Source organism: Micromonospora pisi (assembly GCF_003633685.1).
GTDB lineage: Bacteria > Actinomycetota > Actinomycetes > Mycobacteriales > Micromonosporaceae > Micromonospora_G > Micromonospora_G pisi.
In genome coordinates, this window is the sequence record NZ_RBKT01000001.1 from 5,093,639 (window position 1) to 5,115,244 (window position 21,606).

21 protein-coding genes are annotated in these 21,606 nt (G+C 70.6%); 15 read left to right on the plus strand and 6 right to left on the minus strand.

Annotation, left to right across the window (positions count from 1 at the left end; all coding sequences use genetic code 11):
• The first annotated feature begins 40 nt into the window (after positions 1–40).
• The 4 genes from BDK92_RS21695 to BDK92_RS21710 all read left to right on the plus strand — a co-directional run bounded on the left by BDK92_RS21695 (position 41) and on the right by BDK92_RS21710 (position 4,417).
• Positions 41–1,003, plus strand: coding sequence for an alpha/beta fold hydrolase (locus tag BDK92_RS21695; RefSeq protein WP_121158364.1), 963 nt, complete (start codon positions 41–43; stop codon positions 1,001–1,003).
• A 139-nt stretch (positions 1,004–1,142) separates the two neighbouring features.
• On the plus strand, positions 1,143–1,934 hold the full coding sequence (locus BDK92_RS21700; RefSeq protein WP_246017180.1) for a DUF3152 domain-containing protein: 792 nt from the start codon (positions 1,143–1,145) through the stop codon (positions 1,932–1,934).
• Between the two features lie 112 nt (positions 1,935–2,046).
• Positions 2,047–3,267, plus strand: a complete 1,221-nt coding sequence (gene moeZ / locus BDK92_RS21705; RefSeq protein ID WP_211349326.1) for an adenylyltransferase/sulfurtransferase MoeZ — start codon at positions 2,047–2,049, stop codon at positions 3,265–3,267.
• A gap of 274 nt (positions 3,268–3,541) precedes the next feature.
• Positions 3,542–4,417, plus strand: coding sequence for a prenyltransferase/squalene oxidase repeat-containing protein (locus BDK92_RS21710; protein WP_121162466.1), 876 nt, complete (start codon positions 3,542–3,544; stop codon positions 4,415–4,417).
• Between the two features lie 18 nt (positions 4,418–4,435).
• Here the strand turns inward: BDK92_RS21710 and BDK92_RS21715 are convergent, their stop codons facing one another.
• Together BDK92_RS21715 and proB are read right to left on the minus strand one after the other, a co-directional pair.
• On the minus strand, positions 4,436–5,680 hold the full coding sequence (locus BDK92_RS21715) for a glutamate-5-semialdehyde dehydrogenase (protein ID WP_121158366.1): 1,245 nt from the start codon (positions 5,678–5,680) through the stop codon (positions 4,436–4,438).
• Between the two features lie 80 nt (positions 5,681–5,760).
• Positions 5,761–6,870 carry a glutamate 5-kinase gene (gene proB / locus BDK92_RS21720; protein ID WP_211349327.1) on the minus strand — a complete coding sequence of 370 codons (1,110 nt, stop codon included), beginning with the start codon at positions 6,868–6,870 and terminating at the stop codon, positions 5,761–5,763.
• A gap of 61 nt (positions 6,871–6,931) precedes the next feature.
• Between proB and BDK92_RS21725 the strand changes: the two genes are divergently transcribed.
• The 6 genes from BDK92_RS21725 (at position 6,932) to BDK92_RS21750 (ending at position 13,044) form a co-directional block, all read left to right on the plus strand.
• Entirely contained in the window at positions 6,932–7,240 is a 309-nt protein-coding gene (locus BDK92_RS21725) for an MGMT family protein (RefSeq protein WP_121158368.1), read from the plus strand.
• 82 nt (positions 7,241–7,322) lie between these two features.
• Positions 7,323–8,750 (plus strand): MFS transporter, encoded by a 1,428-nt coding sequence (locus BDK92_RS21730; protein WP_121158369.1) that lies wholly within the window; start codon positions 7,323–7,325, stop codon positions 8,748–8,750.
• Positions 8,751–8,835: 85 nt separating this feature from the next.
• Positions 8,836–10,350, plus strand: coding sequence for a pyridoxal phosphate-dependent decarboxylase family protein (locus BDK92_RS21735; RefSeq protein WP_121162467.1), 1,515 nt, complete (start codon positions 8,836–8,838; stop codon positions 10,348–10,350).
• Positions 10,351–10,545: 195 nt separating this feature from the next.
• Positions 10,546–11,382, plus strand: a complete 837-nt coding sequence (locus BDK92_RS21740; RefSeq protein WP_121158370.1) for an undecaprenyl-diphosphate phosphatase — start codon at positions 10,546–10,548, stop codon at positions 11,380–11,382.
• A 178-nt stretch (positions 11,383–11,560) separates the two neighbouring features.
• Positions 11,561–12,307: a lytic polysaccharide monooxygenase gene (locus BDK92_RS21745; protein ID WP_121158371.1), complete on the plus strand. Its 747-nt coding sequence runs from the start codon at positions 11,561–11,563 to the stop codon at positions 12,305–12,307.
• A 110-nt stretch (positions 12,308–12,417) separates the two neighbouring features.
• Positions 12,418–13,044, plus strand: coding sequence for a DUF305 domain-containing protein (locus BDK92_RS21750; protein ID WP_121158372.1), 627 nt, complete (start codon positions 12,418–12,420; stop codon positions 13,042–13,044).
• A 79-nt stretch (positions 13,045–13,123) separates the two neighbouring features.
• On the opposite strand, the gene BDK92_RS21755 is transcribed toward BDK92_RS21750, so the two are convergent.
• The 3 genes from BDK92_RS21755 to BDK92_RS21765 form a co-directional block, all read right to left on the minus strand.
• Entirely contained in the window at positions 13,124–14,050 is a 927-nt protein-coding gene (locus BDK92_RS21755; RefSeq protein WP_147457086.1) for a hypothetical protein, read from the minus strand.
• 213 nt (positions 14,051–14,263) lie between these two features.
• Positions 14,264–15,514 (minus strand): hypothetical protein, encoded by a 1,251-nt coding sequence (locus BDK92_RS21760; protein WP_170208652.1) that lies wholly within the window; start codon positions 15,512–15,514, stop codon positions 14,264–14,266.
• A complete protein-coding gene (locus BDK92_RS21765; protein ID WP_121162468.1) occupies positions 15,507–15,986 on the minus strand; it encodes a SigE family RNA polymerase sigma factor in 480 nt (159 codons plus the stop codon). Before BDK92_RS21765 ends, BDK92_RS21760 begins: the two co-directional genes overlap by 8 nt.
• Positions 15,987–16,201: 215 nt before the next feature.
• On the opposite strand from BDK92_RS21765, the gene BDK92_RS21770 reads away from it, so the two are divergent.
• Positions 16,202–16,765 carry an NADH-quinone oxidoreductase subunit B gene (locus tag BDK92_RS21770; RefSeq protein ID WP_121158375.1) on the plus strand — a complete coding sequence of 188 codons (564 nt, stop codon included), beginning with the start codon at positions 16,202–16,204 and terminating at the stop codon, positions 16,763–16,765.
• 116 nt (positions 16,766–16,881) lie between these two features.
• Complete coding sequence (locus tag BDK92_RS21775) at positions 16,882–18,189, plus strand: DUF2252 domain-containing protein (protein WP_121158376.1); 1,308 nt, start codon at positions 16,882–16,884, stop codon at positions 18,187–18,189.
• Between the two features lie 34 nt (positions 18,190–18,223).
• Here BDK92_RS21775 and BDK92_RS21780 read toward each other — a convergent pair whose 3' ends face one another.
• Entirely contained in the window at positions 18,224–19,267 is a 1,044-nt protein-coding gene (locus BDK92_RS21780) for a glucose 1-dehydrogenase (RefSeq protein ID WP_121158377.1), read from the minus strand.
• A gap of 158 nt (positions 19,268–19,425) precedes the next feature.
• Here BDK92_RS21780 and BDK92_RS21785 point away from each other — a divergent pair, with 158 nt between their 5' ends.
• The 3 genes from BDK92_RS21785 to BDK92_RS21795 all read left to right on the plus strand — a co-directional run bounded on the left by BDK92_RS21785 (position 19,426) and on the right by BDK92_RS21795 (position 21,499).
• Complete coding sequence (locus BDK92_RS21785; protein ID WP_121158378.1) at positions 19,426–20,004, plus strand: NADH-quinone oxidoreductase subunit C; 579 nt, start codon at positions 19,426–19,428, stop codon at positions 20,002–20,004.
• Positions 20,004–20,966: a complex I subunit 1/NuoH family protein gene (locus BDK92_RS21790; RefSeq protein ID WP_121162469.1), complete on the plus strand. Its 963-nt coding sequence runs from the start codon at positions 20,004–20,006 to the stop codon at positions 20,964–20,966. The genes BDK92_RS21785 and BDK92_RS21790 overlap by 1 nt, the downstream gene beginning before the upstream one ends.
• 101 nt (positions 20,967–21,067) lie before the next feature.
• Positions 21,068–21,499 (plus strand): ester cyclase, encoded by a 432-nt coding sequence (locus BDK92_RS21795; protein WP_121158379.1) that lies wholly within the window; start codon positions 21,068–21,070, stop codon positions 21,497–21,499.
• Positions 21,500–21,606: the final 107 nt, after the last annotated feature.

The following is a 21,606-nucleotide window of genomic DNA, read 5'->3' on the forward strand; positions in this document are numbered from 1 at the left end:
AAAGCCGTCGGGTAGCCGGGATGCGCGTCACACTTGCAGCATGAAGCGCGCGGCGCTCGGCGCTGATGAACTGCTCTGCCAGGGCGATTGCCCACCGCCCTGGCCGGGTCGGCCGGTGCTGCTCGACGGCCTGGTGACCTACGTCCGGGAAACCCCCGCCACCGGTCCGGGCGCCGAACCCGCGCTGTACGTGCACGGGCTCGGCGGCTCGGGGCAGAACTGGACCGACCTGGCCGGCCTGCTCGCCGACCGGCTCGATGGACAGGCGATCGACCTGCCCGGGTTCGGTTTCAGCGAACCGGGGCGCAGTTACACCCTGCCGGCCTTCGCCGATCGGGTGATCCGCTACCTGGAGTACGCCGACCGGGGGCCGGTGCACCTGTTCGGCAACTCGCTCGGCGGCGCGGTCTCGGTCCGGGTCGCCGGACTCCGACCCGACCTGGTGCGTACCCTCACCCTGATCTCACCGGCCATGCCCTTTCTCGATCCCCGACGATCGCTGCAGGGACGGATGCTGCCGCTGTTGGCGGTCCCGTTGGCGGAGCGGCTCGCATACCGGCGGTTGACCCAGATCGAGCCGGAGGAGATGGCGTTGCAGGTCCTGTCGGCCTGTGTCGCGGACATGTCCCGGATCAACGACCAGCGGCGGCGGGAGGCGGTCGAGGAGATCCGCGTCCGTTACACCGCCGACCACTACGCCGCCGCCTACCTGCGTACGCTGCGCGGCCTCGTCAGCAGTTTCGTGCGGGCGTACCTGCCCGGTGCCGGGTCGCTCTGGCGGATCGCCCGGCTGGTCACCGCGCCGACGTTGGTGGTCGGCGGTCGGCACGATCGGCTGGTCGACATCCGGGTGGCGCCCCAGGTGGCCCGGGTGATCCCGGACAGTCGGCTGCTGATGCTCGACGGCGTCGGTCATGTGGCGCAGCTTGAGGTTCCCCGTACGGTCGCCCGAGCTGTGACGGCGTTGTTGGATGAGACAGGGAGGCTGCGCCACCGACCGTGACATGGCAGGCTGGTCGATGATGTCCACTTCCCGCTCCCGTTCCCGGTCCAGAGCACGTGCCACCAGGGCGAATGACTCGGATCGATACCGGGGTGCGCGGCGTCGGCGACCTCCGCGTGGGCGGCTCGCGGTGGTCAGCGTGTTGCTGGTGGCCGCCAGCGGGGTCCTGATCGGGCTGGTCGCGCCGCCCCTGGTCGACCGGTTGACCTCGGCCGAGATTCCGGTGACCGCGGCCGGGACCCGGCCCCCGTCACCGAGTCTGGCGCCGCCGCCGACGGAGCCGACGGTGCAGCCCGGCACGGCGGAGCCGACGCAGCCGCCGGTGTTACGTGAGTCGGTCCAGGTTCCCGCGTCCGGTCCGAGCACGTTCGCGTACGCCTCCGGGGTCGGCAAGGTGACCGGTCACGCGGGAACGTTGCAGCGGTACCGGGTCGCCACCGAGCACGGCTCGGAGCAGGACGTCCAGGCGTTCGCGCTGGCCGTGGAGGAGACCCTGAGCGATCCGAGGAGTTGGACCGGCAGCGGCCGGCTGCGGTTGCAACGGGTTCCGAGCGGTTCGGGTTACGACTTCACCGTCTACCTCGCGACGGCCGGGACGGCGGCCCGCATGTGCGCCGCCGGTGGTACCGACATCCGCATCGACGGCGAGCCGTACACGTCCTGCCGGACCCCGGGCAAGGTGATCATCAACCTGAACCGGTGGATGTTCTCCGTCGACCACCTGGTGAAGGCGAAGGTGCCGTTGGCCGACTACCGGCTCTACGTGATCAACCACGAGACCGGCCACCAGTTGGGACACGGGCACGAGCAGTGTCCGGGCAAGGGCCGGCCGGCTCCCGTGATGCAGCAGCAGACGCTCTTCCTGAACGGGTGTACGGCCAACGCGTGGCCGTACCTGGACGGGGAGCGGTACGAGGGCCCTCCGGTCTGACCTTCCGCTGGTGACGGACCCGCCCGCCGGTGGCGGGTGTCGCGGCTATTCCCGACCCGATCACTGGGACGGGTGTTCCTGCTCATGGTCAATCCCCGGTGGGCGAGCGACAATGGCCGGGCAGCCCACTATCGATTCCGGGGAGTTCACCGTGTCGTTGCCCCCGCTCGTCGAGCCCGCCGCCGAGCTGACCGTTGACGAGATTCGTCGCTATTCCCGCCACTTGATCATTCCCGATGTCGGGGTCGAGGGCCAGAAGCGACTCAAGAACGCCCGGGTGCTCTGTGTGGGCGCCGGTGGCCTGGGGTCGCCGGCCCTGATGTACCTGGCCGCGGCCGGCGTCGGGACGCTCGGAATCGTCGACTTCGACACCGTTGACGAGTCCAACCTGCAGCGCCAGATCATCCACGGCCAGTCGGACATCGGCCGCCCCAAGGCGGAGTCCGCGGCGGCGAGCGTGCGTGAGATCAACCCGCTCGTCAAGGTGGAGATCCACAACACCGCGCTCGACCGGGACAACGTACGTGAGCTGTTCAGCCAGTACGACCTGATCCTGGACGGCACCGACAACTTCGCCACCCGGTACATGGTCAACGACGCGGCGGTCCTGCTCGGTAAGCCGTACGTCTGGGGTTCGATCTACCGGTTCGACGGCCAGGCGTCGGTCTTCTGGTCCGAGCACGGCCCCTGCTACCGCTGCCTCTACCCGGAGCCGCCGCCGCCCGGCATGGTGCCGTCGTGCGCCGAGGGTGGCGTGCTCGGTGTGCTCTGCGCCTCGATCGGTTCGATCCAGGTGACCGAGGCGATCAAGCTGCTCACCGGGATCGGGGAGCCGCTGGTCGGACGCCTGACCGTGTACGACGCCCTGGAGATGGAGTACCGCAAGATCAAGGTCCGGAAGGACCCGGCCTGCGTGCTCTGCGGGGAGAACCCGACCGTGACCGACCTGCTGGAGGACTACGAGGACTTCTGCGGCGCCGTCTCGGCCGAGGCCGAGGACGCGGTGGTCGGCTCCACCATCACCGCCAGCGAGTTGAAGGAGTGGCAGGAGACCGGGAAGGATCACTTCCTGGTCGACGTCCGGGAGCCGGCCGAGTACGAGATCGTCCGCATTCCCGGGTCGACGCTGATCCCGAAGGGCGACATCCTCTCCGGTGAGGCGCTGTCGAAGCTGCCGCAGGACCGGCAGATCGTGCTGCACTGCAAGTCGGGGGTGCGGTCGGCCGAGGCCCTCGCCGCGCTGAAGGCGGCCGGGTTCCGGGACGCCGTACACGTCCAGGGCGGGGTGCTCGCCTGGATCAAGCAGGTCGACCCGGCGCTGCCCGCGTACTGATCGTCGCGTCACACCCGCCACCACTGGTGGTGCTTGGAAGCGCACTGAACGTCAGGTGAAGGCTCCTTCCGTCCCCCGATACCGGGGCGGAAGGAGCCTTTCCTGTCGCGGCGCCCGTTTCTGATCGACCATCGGCGATGGATACCGCTGCCGACCGGGTAGTTGACCTCGGCTGACTTACCGAGGCAGGGAGTGGAGGCCGCCGGTAGCCTTCTGTCCCGTGGTGGACATGAACGGTTCTCCCCTCACGGACACGGACGGATCCGCTCCGCTGATGGGCCTCGACGGCTCCCCGATGGCGGAGACCGACCGCACCCGTACCGTCGACATGGACGGTGCGATCGGCTTTGTCGTCGCACACGGCGACGCGGTCGACCGCGCCCGCCTCTCCTGGCTGCGTACCGGCGCGGCACCCCCGGCGGAGATCCTCGCCGACGCGGAGATGGGCGGGGCCCCGGACGGTGGTTGGCCGGCGGTCTGGGGGACCGGGGTCGCCTCCATCGACGCCACCTGCTTCCGGCTGGCCGAACTCGACGACCTCGGCGCGCTCGACCGGCCCGCCGCCCGACGCGCCCTGGACTGGCTCGCCGCCGGGCAGCGACCGGACGGCACCTGGGAGGAGGACGAGGCGCTGGCCCGGGAGGCGCCGAGCTGGGCCAGGCCCGGTGACCCCGAGGCCGAACTCTTCCTCACCGCCAGCGCCGGCTTCTGGCTCACCGTGGCCGAACTGGACGCCCGCGCAGCCACCCCGCTCGACCAGCCCGACCAGCAGGGCGACCGGCCGTACGCGGCCCAGGTACGGGCCGCCGCACAGGCGATCGCCGCCCGGCTCCGACCCGACGGCACCTGGCCCTCGTTCCTGGCCGCCGGCTGGATGTCCGCCGCCGTCCTCTACCACCAGGAGATGTTCTACGAGTCGGCGCGGATCCAGGGCGTGCTCGGCGACCGGTTGGCCGAAATGTCCCCGGCGGACGTGGCCTGGATGGCCTCGGCGCTGGTCCGGGCCGGCGTCAACCCGGACGACTGGCTGCTGCTCGCCGCCCGCCGCCGCCTCGCCGAGACCCAGCGCAGCGACGGCGGCTGGCCCAGCGAGGACGGCGACACGTTCGACGTACACACCACGCTGCTGGTGATCCGCGCCTGCCGGTGAACCGGCCGGCCCGGCCGGTCAGCCGCGCAGGTGGCCGTCGCCGGTGACCACGTACTTGGTCGAGGTCAGCTCCGGCAGCCCCATCGGGCCCCGGGCGTGCAGCTTCTGGGTGGAGATGCCGATCTCCGCCCCGAAGCCGAACTCGCCACCGTCGGTGAACCGGGTCGACGCGTTGACCATCACCGCAGCCGAGTCGACCCGCGCGACGAACTCCCGCGCCGCACTCGCCGAGTCGGTCACGATCGCCTCGGTGTGCTGGGTGCCGTACCGCTGGATGTGCCCGACCGCGACGTCGAGCGAGTCGACGACGGCGGCGGAGATCTCCGCCGCCAGGTACTCCGTGCCGTAGTCCTCCTCGGTCGCCGCAACGACGGCGGCCGAGTACGCCCGGACCCGGTCGTCACCGTGCACGGTGACCCCGGCGGCGACGAAGGCGGCGAGCATCGGCGGCAGGAACACGTCCGCGATCTCCGCGTGGACCAGCAGCGACTCGGCCGTGTTGCAGGTCGACAGGCGCTGGGTCTTGGAGTTGAGCACGATGTCGATCGCCTTCGCCACGTCCGCGGCGGCGTCGACGTAGACATGGCAGTTACCGACCCCGGTCTCGATCACCGGCACGGTCGACTCCTCGACCACGGTCCGGATCAGCGACGCGCCGCCGCGCGGGATCAGCACGTCGACCAGTCCCCGGGCCCGCATCAGCTGCTTCACCGAGTCCCGCGAGGAGGCGTCGAGCAGTTGGATCGCGTCAGCCGGCAGGCCGGCGCCGGCGACCGCGTCACGCAGCACCCCGACCAGCGCCGCGTTCGAGTGGGCCGCCGAGGAGGAGCCCCGCAGCAGCGCCGCGTTGCCGGACTTGAGGCAGATGCCGGCGGCGTCGACGGTCACGTTCGGCCGGGCCTCGTAGATGATGCCCACCACCCCGAACGGCACCCGGATCTGGCGCAGCTCCAGGCCGTTCGGCAGGGTCGAGCCCCGGACCACCTCACCGACCGGGTCGGCCAGCGCGGCCATCTCGCGCAGCGCCTCGGCGATCCCGGCCACCCGCTCGGCGGTGAGCGCCAACCGGTCCAGGATCGCCGGGGAGAGGCCGGCCGCGCGGCCGGCAGCCAGGTCCGCCTCGTTCGCGGTGAGGATCTCCGGCGTACGGGCGACCAGCGCGTCGGCCATCGCGTGCAGCCCGGCGTCCTTGACCGTACGGGTGGCGGTGGCGAGCACGCCGGCCGCCGTACGGGCCCGGCGTGCCTGCTCGATAACGCTCATCTACAGCTCCTCACAGGTGTAAGGAAGGGCCCCTTCCTATCGTTTCCGGTAGAGGAAGGGGCCCTTCCTAACAGCAGAACTCACAGCAGGACAAGATCGTCGCGGTGGACGACCTCACGTTCGTACGCGGGACCCAGCGCGGCGGCGAGGTCGACGGTCGAGCGCCCGAGCAGACCGGGCAGCTCCACCGCGTCGTAGTTGACCAGTCCACGGGCGACCGGGGTGCCCATGGTGTCGACCAGGTCCACCGGGTCACCGGCGGTGAAGGTGCCGTCGACGGCGGTGATGCCCGCCGGCAGCAGCGACTTGCGTCGCCCCACCACCGCCTGGACCGCGCCCGGGTCGAGGTGCAGTCGCCCGCGTGGCGAGGTGGCGTGGGCAAGCCAGAACAGCCGGGCGGTGGGACGGTGTACCGCCCGGTGGAACAGGGTGCCGACCGGGTCACCGGCCAGCGCCTGCGCGGCCAGCGGAGCGGCGGTGAGCACCACCGGGATACCGAAACCGGTGGCGATCCGGGCCGCCTCGACCTTGGTGACCATGCCGCCGGTGCCGACACCGGAACGCCCGGCCCGGCCGATCGCCACCTCGGCCAGCTCGTCGGTGCTGTGCACCTCCTCGATCCGGCGGCTCTCCGGCCGGGCGGGGTCGCCGGTGTAGAGGGCGTCGACATCCGAGAGGAGCACCAGCAGGTCGGCCTGGACCAGGGCGGCGACGAGGGCGGCGAGCCGGTCGTTGTCGCCGAACCGGATCTCGTCGGTGGCGACCGTGTCGTTCTCGTTCACGATCGGTACGGCGCGCAGGTCGAGCAGCTTGCGCAGGGTCCGGTACGCGTTGCGGTAGTGCACCCGACGGGTCACGTCGTCGACGGTGAGCAGCACCTGCCCGACGGTGCGTCGGTGCCGGGCGAAGCTGGTCGCGTACTGGCCGATCAGCAGGCCCTGCCCGACGCTCGCGGCGGCCTGCTGGGTGGCCAGGTCACCGGGCCGGCGCGGCAGTCCCAGTGGGGCGAGGCCGGCGGCGATCGCACCGGAGGAGACCAGCACGATCTCCCGGCCGTCGTTCGCCAGGGCGGCGAGTACGTCGGTGAGGGCGTCGACCCGGTCGGTGTCGAGGCCGCCGCTGGCGGTGGTCAGCGAGGACGAGCCGACCTTGACCACGATCCGCCGTGCTGCTGTGACTGCTTCACGCACCCGCCCATTCTGCGCGGCGACCGTCGGCGGGTGGCGTTCGGCTCCCATATGCTGGCGGTTTGTGACGACGGAAGAGTACGTCGAAGAGGTGCTCGCGCTGGTCGAGCGGATTCCGCCGGGACGGGCGATGTCGTACGGTGCGATCGCGGACGCGTTGGCCGAGCGCTCCGGGCGCAACTCGGCCCGCCAGGTCGGCTCGATCATGAAGCGGCACGGTGGCGGGGTGCCCTGGTACCGGGTGGTCAACTCGGCCGGGCGGTTGCCGCCGGGGCACGAGACCCGGGCGCGGGCCCGGTTGGTGGCCGAGGGCACGCCGATGCGTGGCGAGCGGGTGGACCTGCGGACCGCGGCCTGGTCGCCGCCGGACTGACCGGACGCTCAGCCGACGGGCGTCCAGCGTCGGATCTTCGGGGGGTACGGCGAGTCGTTTCCCGCCACTAGCATTCGCCCCCATGACTCCGCCGTACCCGCAGAGCCAGGCCGCCGGTCACACCCTGCCCCGCCGGGTCCGGGCCGGTTACTCGCTCGGTTCGCTCGCCACCGGGGCGTTCGGCACCGTACCCGGGCTGGTGTTGCTGCCTTACCTGACCGACACGTTGGGTATCGCGGCCGGCGTCGCGGCGCTGCTGGTGCTGCTGCCGAAGGCGTGGGACGTCCTGGTGAACCCGGTGGTCGGCCGGATCTCCGACCGGACCCGCTCCCGGTGGGGCCCGCGTCGTCCGTACCTGCTGCTCGGCGGGGTGGCGCTGGCGGTGCTCTTCGCGGCGATGTTCGCGGGCCCGTTCGGCACCGGTACGGACGCCGGCTGGTACGTCGCGCTCGCCTTCCTGGCCACCGCCACCGCGTTTGCCTTCTTCCAGGTGCCGTACGTGGCGATGCCGGCCGAGCTGACCACCGACTACCAGGAGCGCACCCGCCTGATGACCTGGCGGATCGCGGTGCTGGCAATCGCCATCCTGGTCTCCGGTGCGGTCGCGCCGATGGTGGTCGCGGCGGGCGGTTCGGGGCTGTCCGGTCACCGCTGGATGGGGCTGTTCGTCGGGGTGTTGATTCTTGCCGGGGCGGTGGGTGCCTTCGTCGGCACCCGTGCCGTCCCGGCCGGTGCGGTCGCGGAGAGCGAGCCGACCCTGCGCGCCCAACTCGCGGTGGTGGCCGGGAACCGACCCTTCCGGTTGCTGCTGGCCTGTTTTGTGGTCCAGTCGGCGGGGATCGCCACCGTGCTCGCCGGGGTCAACTACTTCGTCGTGCAGGTGCTGGGCGACACGGGAAGCGGCACCACGTTGGCGTTCGCGGCGTTTGTCGGCCCGGCGTTGCTGGTGATGCCCGTCTGGTCCCGGGTCGGTGCCCGGGTGGGCAAGCTGCGGGCCTTCGTCTGGGCGTCGCTGATCTTCGCGGCGGGAGCGTTCGCGCTGGTCGCCTCGCCGCTGCTGCCGTACGTGCTGCCGTACCTGATGATCGTGGTGATCGGCTGCGGGTACGCCGGCCTGCAGGTGTTCGCGTTGGCCATGTTGCCGGACTGCATCGCGTACGACACCGTGCGTACCGGGCGCCGGCAGGCGGGGGTGTTCACCGGCGTGTGGACGGCGGGGGAGACCTTCGGGCTGGCTTTCGGGCCGGGGATCTACGGGCTGGTGTTGCAGCTCTTCGGTTACGTCTCGTCGGATACCGGGGTGGCGGCGGCGCAGTCGGCGAACGCCCGCCTGGGCGTGCTGCTCGGTTTCACCGTGCTGCCGGCACTGCTGGTGGGTCTGCCGCTGTTCTTCCTGCGTCGCTACCACCTCACCCCCGCCGACCTCACTCCCGCCGCCCCCGCCGACCCCGACCCCGACCCCGCCCCCGCCCCCGCCCGCCCCGTTGCGTCTCCGGCGCCGCGGCCGTAGCCGCCGCTCAGGTGTTAGGAAGGGCCCCTTCCTATACAAAATCCGATAACAAGGGGCCCTTCCTTCCACTGTTACGGTGACCGGCATGGTTGAGGGGTTGCCGGCGAGCGGGGTACCTGCGGCCGAGGTGCTGGCGGAGGTACGGCGGCTGCGGGCCGCGGACCGGCCGACGCACGGCGGGCAGTTGTTCGCCTACGTCTACGACCCGGCGGTGCCCGGCCTGGACGAGCTGGCCCACTCGGCGTACGCGTTGTCGGCCCAGGTGAACGGGCTCGACCCGACCGCCTTTCCATCCCTGCTGGCGATGGAGAACGCGCTCGTGGGTGCGGCCGCGTCAGTGCTCGGCGGTGGTCCGGGCAGCAGTGCGCCGGAGGTGGTCGGCAGCGTCACCGGGGGCGGCACCGAGTCGCTGATGCTGGCGGTGAAGACGGCCCGGGACGCGCGCGCCGACGTCGGGGCGCCCCGGCTGGTCGTGCCGGTGACCGCGCATGCGGCGTTCGCGAAGGCGGCGCACTACCTCGGTGTGGCGCTCGACCTGGTGCCGGTGTCGCCGAAGACTCTGCGTCCGGATCCGGCCGACGTCGCCGCCGCGATCGGCTCGTCAACGGTGCTGGTGGCGTGTTCCGCGCCGTCGTACGCGCACGGGGTGGTCGATCCGGTGGCCGCGATCGCGGAGATTGCCGCGGCGGCCGGGGTGCGCTGCCATGTGGACGCCTGTTTCGGTGGCTGGACCCTGCCGTACCTGCGCCGGCTCGGGGTCGAGGTGCCGCCGTTCGACTTCTCGGTTCCGGGGGTCACCTCGATCTCGGTGGACCTGCACAAGTACGCCTACACGCCGAAGGGTGTATCGGTGCTGCTGCACCGGGACGCCGGGTTGCGGCGGGCGCAGTACTTCGCCTTCGCCGAGTGGCCCGGCTACACGATGGTCAATCCGGTGATCTCCTCGACCCGTTCCGGTGGGCCGATCGCCGGGGCCTTCGCCACCCTGCGGCACATCGGGGACGCCGGTTATCTGGAGTTGGCCCGGACCACCCTGGCGGCGGTCCGAGGGCTGGCCGAGGAGGTGGCCGGCGTCGACGGGTTGCGCCTGTTGGCCGAGCCCGAGGCGACCGTGGTCTGTTTCACCAGCGAGGACCCGGCGCTCGACCTGTTTGTCCTGGTCGACGAACTCACCGTCCGTGGTTGGCACACCCAACCCCAGATGGCGTACGGCGATCTTCCGTCGAGTGTGCACCTGACGGTGACGGCGGCGGTCGCGCCACGGGTGGCGGATTTCGGGGTGGACCTGCGTGCGGCGGTGGTCGCGGCACGGGCGGCCGGCCCGGTCCGGTTGCCGGCGGAGCTGCTGGCGCTGGCGGGTGCGTTGACGCCGGAGCAGTTGACGCCGGAGTTGGTCGCCGGGATGGCCGCCGGGTTGGGGGTCGGTGGTGCCGGTGGGTCGGCGGGTGACTCGGCGGCGGCCGAGGACGGCGCTGTGTCGTCGGCGCCGTTGCCGGAACGGACGGCAATGATCAACACTTTGTTGAATGCCGCCCCGGTACGGCTGCGCGAGCGGTTGCTGGTCGAGTTCCTGAGCCTGCTGCAACGCCCCAGCTACTGAGCGTGTGCTCGGGTTGGCGGCGCCGGGAATCCTTGTCCTGACTGAGGTTCGTGGCCGTACCTGACGATCGTCGGTCGCGTACGCCCCTCGCAGACTCCTACGGTCGTGCCTGCGTTAGCGTCAACGACCGTCGCGGAACGATCAATCTGGCAACTGGTCGTTCTCCGGCCCCCATCCCGGATCCGAGAGGCGCATGTGAACATCCTGGAAGCGGTGCTGCTGGGCGCGGTGGAGGGGCTCACCGAGTTCCTGCCGGTGTCCAGCACCGGTCACCTCACCATCCTGGAGAAGTTGCTCGGCTACTCCATCGACGACCCTGACATCACTGCGTTCACCGCGATCATCCAGGTCGGCGCGGTCTTCGCGACGCTGCTCTACCTGCGTAAGGACCTGTTCCGGATCATCGCGGCCTGGTTGCGGGGCGTCTTCAGTCCGGCCGCCCGGGTGGATCCGGACTACCGGTTCGGGTGGGCGGTGATCCTCGGCTCGATCCCGATCGGTGTGATCGGATTGCTCTTCAAGGACCAGATCGAGACCACTCTGCGCAGCCTCTGGTTCGTCGGCTGTGCGTTGATCTTCTGGTCGGGGGTGATGTGGTTCGCCGACCGGGCGGCCACCCAGGTTCGCCACGAGAAGGACGTGACCTGGAAGGACACCCTGATCATCGGCACCGTCCAGTCGCTGGCACTGATTCCCGGCATCTCCCGGTCGGGCGCGACCATGTCGGCCGGGCTGCTGCGTGACCTGGATCGGGTGACGGTGACCCGGCTGTCGTTCTTCCTCTCCATTCCGGCGCTGATGGCGGCGGGTGCGCTCCAGGTCGTTGACGAGTACGAGAACATCAGCACCGGGGTCGGCTGGCCGGCGACCATCACCGCGACCCTGGTCAGTGGCATCGTCGGCTACCTGGCGGTGGCCTGGCTGTTGAAGTTCATCGCCCGGCACACGTACACGATGTTCATCGTCTACCGGCTCATCCTCGGCACGGTCGTGCTGGTCCTGGTCGGCACCGGGACCATCTCCGCGACCTAGTCGCCGCTCGGGTGCTGCGCGGCCCGGTGTCCGGCCCCGTTTCGGGGCGGGATGCCGGGCCGCTGCCGTGCGTGGGGATATAAATACATCGACAAACTTATTTCCAAGTCTTTACTGTAAATAGTGTTTACCATAAATTGTTAAGGGCGCCCTGCAGTGTCGAGTGAGGAGCCCTCCGATGCGAAGATCCGCCCTACTCTCCCTGATGTCGGCCGCCGCCGTCATCGCATCCACCCTGGTCGTCGCCACCCCGGCGCAGGCGCACGGTTACATCTCCTCCCCGCCGAGCCGGCAGGCCAACTGCGCCACCGGGCGGGTCGCCAACTGTGGACAGATCCAGTGGGAGCCGCAGAGCGTCGAGGGGCCGAAGGGGCTGCGCAACTGTCACGCCAACATCGCCCACTTCGCCGTACTGAGCGACGAGAGCCGTAACTGGCCGACCACCTCGGTCGGCAGCTCGGTCACGTTCAACTGGGTGCTCACCGCCCGGCACGCCACCAGCACCTGGGAGTACTACATCGGCAACCAGCGGGTCGCGCTCTTCAACGACAACGGCCGCCAGCCCGGAGCCACCGTCTCCCACCAGGTCAACCTCGGCGGCTTCTCCGGCCGGCAGAAACTCCTCGCCATCTGGAACATCGCCGACACCGCCAACGCCTTCTACTCCTGCGTCGACCTCCAGATCGGTGGCGGTGGCGGCAACCCGCCGCCCAACCCCACCCCGACGCCGACCCGTACCGCCACCCCGCCGCCGACGAACCCGACCACCCCGCCGCCGGCCGGGGGCACCTGGGCCGCAGGCACCGCGTACGCGGTCGGCAGCACCGTCACCTACGGCGGTGCCAGCTACCGCTGCCGCCAGGCGCACACCGCCATCGCCGGCTGGGAGCCGCCGAACGTACCGGCCCTCTGGCAGCGGCTCTGACACCGACGCCCGCCCGGCGGGTCCGTACCGGTCCACACCCGGTACGGGCCCGTACGGTCCTGACGGATCGTCGTACCACTGCCCGTTGTTCCGATCGGAGGAGACGGGACATGGCCCGTTACCGTCGTACGCTGCTCGCCCCGCTCGTCCTGCTGCTGCTCGCCGGCTGCGGCGGTGCGCCCACCTCGACCGGCGGCACACCGGCCGTACCCGGGCCGGACGCCGCTGGGTCGACGGCCCCCGCCCCGGTCCCGGCGAGCGCCGCCGCACCGGGGTCATTCAACCCGGCGGACGTGATGTTCCTGCAGATGATGGTCACCCACCACGGACAGGGCCTGGAACTGGTTCGGTTGGCCGAGAGTCGGGCCCAGCGGGCGGAGGTACGCACCCTGGCCGCGGCGATCGACGTCACCCAGACCGAGGAGCAGGAGACGATGCGCGGCTGGCTGCGGAACTGGGGCCAGTCGACCGAGGCGGACCCGGACGCGCACGCGCACGCCGACCACGGCGGACTGCCGGCGACCGGACCGGAGCAGATCGCCGCCCTGGGCCGGGCCAGCGGGGCCGAGTTCGAGTCGGCCTTCCTCAACCTGCTCATCGCACACCAGCACAACGCGGTCGAGATGGCCCGCAACGAAACCAGGTTCGGTCAGGACCCCGGGGCGAGGGCGCTGGCCGGCCGGATCGACCAGTCCCGTACCGCCCAGATCAACCAGATGCTGGCCATGCTCGGCTGACCGTGGCCCATGGCGCGAAAACGGTGGTGCCCGGCGGGGATCGCTCCCCACCGGGCACCACCGTTGCTCAGGTACCGGATCAGTGGGCCGCCACGGCGGTGACCGCGAAGGGCGCCGTGTTGTTGACCGGGTTCCGGTCCGGCACCTCGTTGTTGCCGTACGACAGGTGCAGGTTCGCGGTCCCGTTGCCCAGCGGCCCGGCGGCGATCTCGGCCGGGGCGGTCAGCAGCACGTCGAAGGTCCGACGCTCACCGGGCATGAACTCGCCGCCCGGGACGGTGCACCAGGAGAACGGGCAGGAGCCCTCGTCGGTGCCGAACACCCGGACGCCCTCCGGAACGGTCAGCTCCACCTGGGGGGTGTTGTGCGGGGCGTCGCTGAGGTACCCGACGGTCACCGGCAGACGGCCGGCGTAGCTGCCGTCGGGCTGCTGGACCAGGGTGGCGGCGCCGAGCTTCACCCAGCCGTCGGCGACGGTTTCCTGGACGTACGCCCGGGGGCTGCGCAGCGACCCAGAGGTGGAGCGGAACAGGGCCGAGACGTCGGCACCACCGCGCAGCGTCGTCCCGTCGACCGAGACGTCGACCCGTCCACCGGTCGCCACCATCGCGTACGGCCGGGCGTGGGTCAGCACCTCGAAAGCGGCCTCGACCGTACGCCGCTCGCCCGGCTTGAAGGCCGCGTCGAGCGTGCAACTGATCGTCCGCCGGGGCACGTCGGCGGAGGGGAAGCAGGCGCCGCCCGGCAGCATCCCGGTGAACGCGCCACCGACCGGCTCGGTGAGGGTGACGACGGGGTAGGCGTTGGCCTCGCTCCGGTTGACGATCGTGATCGGCAGCGTGCCGTGGTAGCCGCGGTCGGTCGGCGCCAGCACCAGCGGTCCGACCGAGACGGACGAGCCGTGCTGCGCCGGGGCGGCGGTGGCGGCCGCTGGTGCCCAGGCCCCCAGGACGGCGGCGGCACCGAGCATTCCGGCGATTACCCGGCGACGCGTCGAGACGGACATTGTTTCCTCCAGTTGGGTCCCCGTGTGCCGCGGCGCTGTCTGCCTCGGCATCGAACAAGACACGTCCCATCGGTAATTGCGGTTGCGGACGATCTTTGTCGTGGAGCCGACAGGTGTCACGGTGTTCCGGAAATGCTAAAGGCCCGTACCCGGAAATCCGGGTACGGGCCATGCTGGTGCTGCTCTGCGCGGGTGGAACTGTTGGCCGCAGAATCAGCCGAACTGGAATTCCGCCCTGTTGTTACGGTCGTTCGAGTCCGGTACGACGAACTCCTCGTTCTCCACCACCTGCCGGTTCGACAGCTCCGCCGTAGCGGTGCCGCTGTCCGGCTGGGCGGCGCTGTTGCCCAGCCCGAGGACCAGCGTCCGCTCCTCGCCGGGGCGCAGCGGGGCCAGGTCACAGAAGAGCATGTTCGCTGGTACGGAGGCCGTGTTGCTCACCTTCGTGCAGGCTGACCAGCCGTTTCCCTCGTGTCGCAGGACGCCGGTGCCGAAGTTCAGCGTGAGCCGTACGGTCTTGCTCGCGGTGCTGCCGGCGTTGCGGATCTTCACCGTCACCGAGCCGTGCCGCATCCCCCACACCGGGTCCGACGGGTTCTCGGTGAAGGTGACCCGGCTGGCGCTGACCACCCGCAGATCGGTGAAGAGCGGGTTGGGGCCGAACGACTCGGGTCCCGATGTCTGGGTGAATTCCGAACCATTCCAGCGGAAGCTGCGCCACTGCTTCTGTGACCACTCCTTCGGTACGACGCAACAGTCCGGGATATCGCCCACCTGAGCCCGTACCGCGCCGGAATCTTCGAATTGGATGCCCATGATCTGGTCGATTCCGGCGCCCGTGTTCATGACCTGGCCAAGGGTGACGATATTGCCGGCGCCGTCCCGGTCGAATACCACCACCTGCTGGGTCGACGAGCCGTCCTCGATCGGACAGGTCAGCAGCGTGACCGTCTCGTCGGCACCGTCGTCGTCCACGTCGCCGTGGAGGAGCGTGACCAGTGACGGGTGCTTCATCTTCGGGTCGTCGTCCAGCCGGACGTTCTTCGTGACGCACCACTCGGCCGCGGTCGAGCGCCAGGCCGGCAGGGTCACCCGGGCACTGAGCAGGTCCGTCTTGCTGATCTTTCCGTCCGGTGCCGCCGGAGTGCCACTCGCCGACGGGGTCGGCGACGGGGTCGGGCTGACCGACGGGGTGGGGCTGACTGTCGGCTCGCTTGTCACCGCCGGCCCCGGGGTGGGCGGCGAGGGACGGTTCAGCGCCGCGTAACCGGCCACCGGGCCGACGACGAGGACCAGGGCGAGCGCCACACCGGTGGTGGTCGCCACCCGCCTGCGGTGCCGGACCGTGCTCCGTACGGCATCCGGTCCGGGTGGGACCACGTGCTCCATCAGGCCGGTCCGGAACGCGGTGAACTCGGCGTCCAGACCGAAGTCGTCGTAGGCGAACTCGTTCTGGTCAGCCATGGCTCTGCTCCTTACGGTCGGTCAGCTCGGTGGCGAGGGCGGCACGGGCACGGTGCAGCCAGGACTTGACGGTGCCTTCGGCGACCCCCTCCTGCCGGGCGATCTCGGCGATGGACATGTCGCCGAGGTGATGCAGCACCACCGCCCGCCGATGCTTCGGCGGCAGTTGGGCCAGGGCGGCGGTGAGGGCGACCCGGTCCGGATTCGGCCCGGGAACGACCTCCTCCCGCTGTCGGCGCAGGTAGTTCTGGGCCGTACGCAGCCGTCGCCAACGGCTGGTGGCCAGGTTCCAGGCGACCCGGCGTACCCAGGCCACCGGGTCGTCGTAGCGGACCACCTTGTCCCAGCGGGCGAAGGCGCGGCAGAACGCCTCCTGCGCCAGATCCTGGGCCTGCCCCAGATCCCCCGTGTACGCGCAGAGGTGCACGGTCAGGGACCTGAAGTGGGCGTGGTAGAACGCGTCGAAGTTGATGGTCTCGGTCCGCCCCGGGCTCGATCCACCAGCGGGAACGACCGGTGGTGAAGTGTGGATGCCCGGCTCTGTCGTCACCGTCACTCTTTCCTCCCCGTCCGGGCCTGCGCCCGAGGACGCCGGTAACACGTGCTGCCCCCGGCGTCGGTTGCGCGCGATCGTGACGAGGATGCTGTGGTTCACTGTCGGGTGGCGGACCACGAGGGGGAAAGAGCATGCAACTACCGGGTGTGCTCGGCGAGCCGATCCGGTTCGTGCTCAACTGGGGTCGGCGCTACTCGCTGTGGGTCTTCAACTTCGGGCTCGCCTGCTGCGCCATCGAGTTCATCGCCACCAGCATGGGGCGGCACGACTTCATCCGGCTGGGCGTCATCCCGTTCGCCCACGGCCCGCGCCAGGCCGACCTGATGGTGGTCTCCGGCACGGTGACCGACAAGATGGCGCCCGCGATCAAGCGCCTCTACGACCAGATGCCCGAGCCGAAGTACGTCATCTCCTTCGGCGCCTGCTCCAACTGCGGCGGCCCGTACTGGGACTCGTACTCGGTGACCAAGGGAGTCGACCAGCTCATCCCGGTCGACGTGTACGTACCCGGTTGCCCGCCGCGTCCGGAGGCGTTGCTGCACGGCATCCTCCGCCTCCAGGAGAAGATCGCCGCCGAGCAGTCCGGGGTCGGCGGGGTGGCCCGCCCTGACCCGCTGGCCGCGCCGGTGGACGCCGGCACCGGGCGCAGCGTCGCCTCGCTCACCGCGCCCCCGGTACGCCCACCGACTCGCTGAGCCACCGACCGCCACAGGCGTTAGGAAGGGCCCCTTCCTCTACAAAAAGCGATAACAAGGGCCCCTTCCTTACCCGTCAGGGCGGGGGGCTGGGCTGGGCGGACTAGCCTGCCGGCATGAGCACTGATCAACGGGCGAACCAGCTGGTCGACATCCTGATCGCCGAGTTCGGCGAGTCGATGGCGCTGGACCCGGCCGCGTTCCGCCGCAAGTTCCGCAAGATGGCGGCCTCGCCCTTCGCTTTCTACCGGGGCAGCGCCTCGGTCTTCTACGCCGACCTGACCGGGGACTTCGCCGACGACCGGTTCCTCAACCCGCGTACCAGCCGGGTCTGGATCCACGGGGACCTGCACGCGGAGAACTTCGGCACCTACATGAACGGCTCCGGCCAGCTTGTCTTCAACGTCAACGACTTCGACGAGGCGTACGTCGGGCCGTTCTCCTGGGACCTGAAACGGTTCGTCGCGAGCGTGGCCCTGATCGGGTACGCCAAGGCGCTCTCCGACGATGCGATCACCGACCTGGTGAGCCGGTTCGCCGGCACGTACCTGACCGAACTGAGGGCGATCGCGGCCGGCGGCGAGGAGGCGATCGGCTCGATCACGCTCGAGAACGCCGACGGGGTGCTGCGTACGGTGCTCCAGCGGGCGCGGTTGGCCACCCGGGTCGACCTGCTCTCCGCCCAGACCACGATCGACAACTACGAGCGCCGGTTCGCGCTCGGCGACGGCGTGTTCGAGATCGACGAGGCGGCCCGGGCCGAGGTGGTCACCGCGTACGAGCGCTACCTCGGCACCCTGCCGGCCGTCGGCGGGCTGCGCCCGGTAGCGGCGCAGATCAAGGACGTGGTGCTGCGCAAGGGTGTGGGGATCGGTTCCGCCGGCCTGCCGTCGTACAACCTGCTGCTGGAGGGGCACACCCAGGCGCTGGAGAACGACGTGGTGATCTACGTGAAGCAGGCGCAGGTGCCGGCGGTGGCGCGGTACATCGACGACGAGGGCGTCCGGGGCTACTTCCAGCACCAGGGACACCGGACCGCCGAGTCGCAGCGCGCGTTGCAGGCGCACGCCGACCCGTGGCTGGGCTTCACCGAGCTGGGCGGGGTCGGCCAGTTGGTCGCCGAGGTCTCCCCGTACGCGGCCGACCTGGACTGGTCCGACGTCAACGAGCCGGCCGAGCTGGCCGGGGTGATCGGCGACCTGGGCCGGGCGGTGGCCCGGATGCACTCGGTGGCCGACGACGAGTCCAGCCACGACCTGGTCGACTTCTCCACCGAGGAGGAGATCGTCGCGGTGGTGGAGAAGGACGAGAGCGGGTTCGTGGCGCACCTGGTGGAGTTCGCGCACGCCTACGGGGTGCGGGCCCGCCGGGACCACCAGATCTTCGTCGACCTGTTCCGCAACGGGCGCCTGCCGGGGCTCTGACCCCCGGTCGCCCTGGCCGGGTCGGCGGCACCGGTCAGGCGAAGTCGAGCACGGTCTTGATCTCGTCGGGTGCGGGGGTGTACGCCTCGGTGTACGCCTCCACCGGCACCCGGCGGCTGATCAGCGAGGTCAGCCACTCCGGGTCCGCCCTCGCCAGTGCGTCGGCGGCACTGTCCCAGTGCCGTCGGTTGGCGTTGACCGAGCCGAAGACCACGTTGTTCTCCAGCACCAGTTCCCGGTTGAGCGCCCCGGCGTCGAAGTCGATCAGACGGCCGCCGGTGGAGACGCCGGTGAGGCAGACGATGCCGTTCGGCGCGGCCTGGCACATCACGTCCAGCACGACGGACGGGGCACCGGTGCATTCGAGCACCACGTCGGGTGCGAAACCCAGCGCGGCCATCCCGGTGCTGTGGTACTGCGCGCCGATGGCCCGGACCAGTTCCGGCTTCGGGCCGGTGGTGGCCAGGTCCAGTACGTGCACGGTCAGCCCTCGTTGGCATGCCAGCAGCGCGGCCAGCAGCCCGATCGGCCCGGCGCCGGTGACCAGGACGGTCTCGGGCAGCCAGACCGACCGGCTGCCGATCCGTTCGATGTGTTCCCACGCCTTCGCCACCACGCTCGTCGGTTCGAGCAGCATGCCGACGTCGGCCAGGGCCGGTTCCAGCCGTACGGCGAACTCGGGGTCCACCCGCCAGCGTTGCCGGGCGAACCCGGCCAGCCCCTTGATGCCGTGCTCGGTGTACTGCCCGTTGCGGCACATGTCCCACTCGCCGACGGCGCAGTTGGGGCAGGGCATTGGGTCGGGGTGTCGAACCACTCCGGCGACCAGGTCGCCGGGGCGCAGCGAGCCGGTGGGGTCCTCCAGTACCCGGCCGAGCGACTCGTGGCCGATGACGAGTTCGGTGGCGCCGGGTGGCGCCTCGCCGTAGTGCCCGTCGATGATCTCCCGGTCGGTTCCGCAGATCCCCACCGAGATCGCCTCGACCAGTACCGCGCCCTCGTCGATCGGCGGTTCGGGGTAGTCGTCGGCGAGGCGCAGTGAGTTCGGAACTCCGGGGGTGACCGTCACGGCGCGCACTCGTCCATTCTCCCGTGCCCGCCACGGTTTCCGCAGCCAAAGGCGGGGTGCGGGGGTGACGGCGAAGGCCGGGCGCGCGAGCGGACGGCGGTGGGACGGGTGGTCGCTTAGCTCGTGGGCTGAGGTGAACGGCGGCCCGGGGTCATAGGATCGCGGGCATGACCCCGGAGGAGATCGGTACGCGGCTGGGCTCGCTGCTCGGCGGGGCGCCGGCCACCGTCGGGCTGTCCGGTGGGCAGGCGTACGCGCGCGCCACCGTCGACGTACCGCCGGGGAACTGGCGGGACGCGCTCCGGACCGCCCGCGACGACGCCGACCTGGCCTGCGACTTCTTCGACTGGCTCTCGGCCGTGGACGAGCTGGCCGACGGGTTCGACGTGGTCGCCCACCTCTGGTCGACGCGACACCGGCACGGGGTGCTGCTGCGTACCCGGGTGCCCCGGGCGGCGGCGGAGGTGCCGTCGGTGGTGGACCTCTTTCCCGGCGCGGCGTGGCACGAGCGTGAGACGTACGAGATGTTCGGCATCGGGTTCACCGGGCACGAGAACATCCAGCCGCTGCTGCTGCCACCGGAGTTCGAGGGGCATCCGCTGCGCAAGGAGTTCGTGCTCGCCTCCCGGGTCGCCAAACCGTGGCCAGGGGCGAAGGAACCGGGCGAGTCGGAGGCGGGGGTGGCACGCCGGCAGCCGATGCGCCCGCCGGGCGTGCCGGCCCCGGGTGAATGGGGCGACCGCTGATGCCGCTCTGGTTGGAACTGCTGATCCGGGTGGTCGCGGTGGTGGCGGCCTTCCTCACCCTGCCGCTGGTTGTCGGGCAGCTCGAACACAAGGTGATGGCGCACATGCAGGGCCGGCTCGGCCCGATGTACGCGGGCGGGTTCCACGGTTGGGCCCAGTTGATCGCCGACGGGATCAAGTTCGTGCAGAAGGAGGACGTGACTCCCCGTAACGCCGACCGGGCGGTGTTCCGGCTGGCCCCGGTGGTGGCGCTGGTGCCGTACCTCCTGGCCCTGCTGGTCATCCCGCTCGGACCGGGTGATCTGGTCGGGCAGCCGCTGGACATCGGCCTCTTCTTCGTTCTTGCCGTGATCGGCGTCGGGGTGGTCGCGGTGCTCATGTCGGCCTGGGCCTCGGCGAACAAGTACAGCCTGCTGGGCGGGTTGCGGGGAGCGGCCCAGCTGCTCGGGTACGAACTGCCGCTGGTGCTCTCGGCGGCGAGTGTGGCGATGGCCGCCGGCACGCTGAGCCTGCCGGGCATCGTCGAGGCGTGGCAGCCCTGGTGGCTGGTCTGGCAGGCGCCGGCGATGCTGGTCTTCTTCGTCGCCGGGCTGGCCGAGATCCGCCGTCCGCCGTTCGACATGCCGATCGCCGACTCCGAACTGGTCTTCGGCTACCTGACCGAGTACACCGGGCTGCGGTTCGCGTTCTTCCTGCTCGCCGAGTACGTCGGCATCGTGGTGATCGCGGCGCTGACCACGGTGCTCTTCCTCGGTGGCTGGCAGGGCCCGTTCGGTGACGAGTACCTGGGTTGGCTCTGGACCCTGATCAAGATCTTCCTGGTGTCGTTCGTGGTGATCTGGTTCCGGGTCGCCTACCCGAGGCTGCGCGAGGACCAGCTCCAGCGGCTCTGTTGGCTGGTCCTGGTGCCGGTGGCGCTGGGCCAACTGGTCCTTACCGCCGCCGTCCGCGTCGCGATGTGAGCAAGAGATGTAAGGAAGGGCCCCTTCTTATCGTTTTTGGTAGAGGAAGGGCCCCTTCCTAACGTCGGGTGGAGCCGGTGCGAGGTCTAGGCTGACCGACCGTGGTCGACATCGACAGTGCGGTACGACGGTTCGTGACGGACGTCTGGCACGACTCCCGGGCGGAGACGGCGTACGAGTTGGTCGCCGAGGAGTGCCCTGGCCTCGGCGGTTCCGGGCCGGAGGCGGTGTTGGCCTGGCACCGGGAACGCCGGTCGGCCTTTCCGGACCTCCGCTACAAGATCGTGGACCTGATCGTCTCCGGTGAACGGGCCGCCCTGCACTGGCGGGCCGCCGGCACGCAGCGTGGCCAGTTCGGCGCGGTGCCGCCGACCGGGCAGGTGGTGAGCTACTCGGGCGCCACGTTCCTGCGGTTCGACCCCACCGGCAAGATCATCGACGTGTGGAGTGTGAACGAGCTGTTCCAGCTCCTGCAGCAGCTCGGGGTCGAGGTGCTGCCGCCGCTCGCGGGTGCCGGCGGACCCGCCGACTGATCAGCACGCGAGTGCCGGCGGACCCGCCGACTGATCGGCTCGCGGGTGCCGGCGGACCCGCCGACCGATCGGCAGTCCCCGGCACCGGTACGGCGCGAAGTGCCGGG

Excerpts from the sequence above, each read along its gene's own strand:
- BDK92_RS21695 (WP_121158364.1), top strand. The coding sequence starts at position 41 with ATGAAGCGCGCGGCGCTCGGCGCTGATGAACTGCTCTGCCAGGGCGAT.
- moeZ (WP_211349326.1), top strand. The coding sequence starts at position 2,047 with ATGGCCGGGCAGCCCACTATCGATTCCGGGGAGTTCACCGTGTCGTTG.
- BDK92_RS21710 (WP_121162466.1), top strand. The coding sequence starts at position 3,542 with ATGGGCCTCGACGGCTCCCCGATGGCGGAGACCGACCGCACCCGTACC.
- BDK92_RS21715 (WP_121158366.1), bottom strand. The coding sequence starts at position 5,680 with ATGAGCGTTATCGAGCAGGCACGCCGGGCCCGTACGGCGGCCGGCGTG.
- BDK92_RS21730 (WP_121158369.1), top strand. The coding sequence starts at position 7,323 with ATGACTCCGCCGTACCCGCAGAGCCAGGCCGCCGGTCACACCCTGCCC.
- BDK92_RS21735 (WP_121162467.1), top strand. The coding sequence starts at position 8,836 with ATGGTTGAGGGGTTGCCGGCGAGCGGGGTACCTGCGGCCGAGGTGCTG.
- BDK92_RS21745 (WP_121158371.1), top strand. The coding sequence starts at position 11,561 with ATGCGAAGATCCGCCCTACTCTCCCTGATGTCGGCCGCCGCCGTCATC.
- BDK92_RS21750 (WP_121158372.1), top strand. The coding sequence starts at position 12,418 with ATGGCCCGTTACCGTCGTACGCTGCTCGCCCCGCTCGTCCTGCTGCTG.
- BDK92_RS21755 (WP_147457086.1), bottom strand. The coding sequence starts at position 14,050 with ATGTCCGTCTCGACGCGTCGCCGGGTAATCGCCGGAATGCTCGGTGCC.
- BDK92_RS21760 (WP_170208652.1), bottom strand. The coding sequence starts at position 15,514 with ATGGCTGACCAGAACGAGTTCGCCTACGACGACTTCGGTCTGGACGCC.
- BDK92_RS21770 (WP_121158375.1), top strand. The coding sequence starts at position 16,202 with ATGCAACTACCGGGTGTGCTCGGCGAGCCGATCCGGTTCGTGCTCAAC.
- BDK92_RS21775 (WP_121158376.1), top strand. The coding sequence starts at position 16,882 with ATGAGCACTGATCAACGGGCGAACCAGCTGGTCGACATCCTGATCGCC.
- BDK92_RS21785 (WP_121158378.1), top strand. The coding sequence starts at position 19,426 with ATGACCCCGGAGGAGATCGGTACGCGGCTGGGCTCGCTGCTCGGCGGG.
- BDK92_RS21790 (WP_121162469.1), top strand. The coding sequence starts at position 20,004 with ATGCCGCTCTGGTTGGAACTGCTGATCCGGGTGGTCGCGGTGGTGGCG.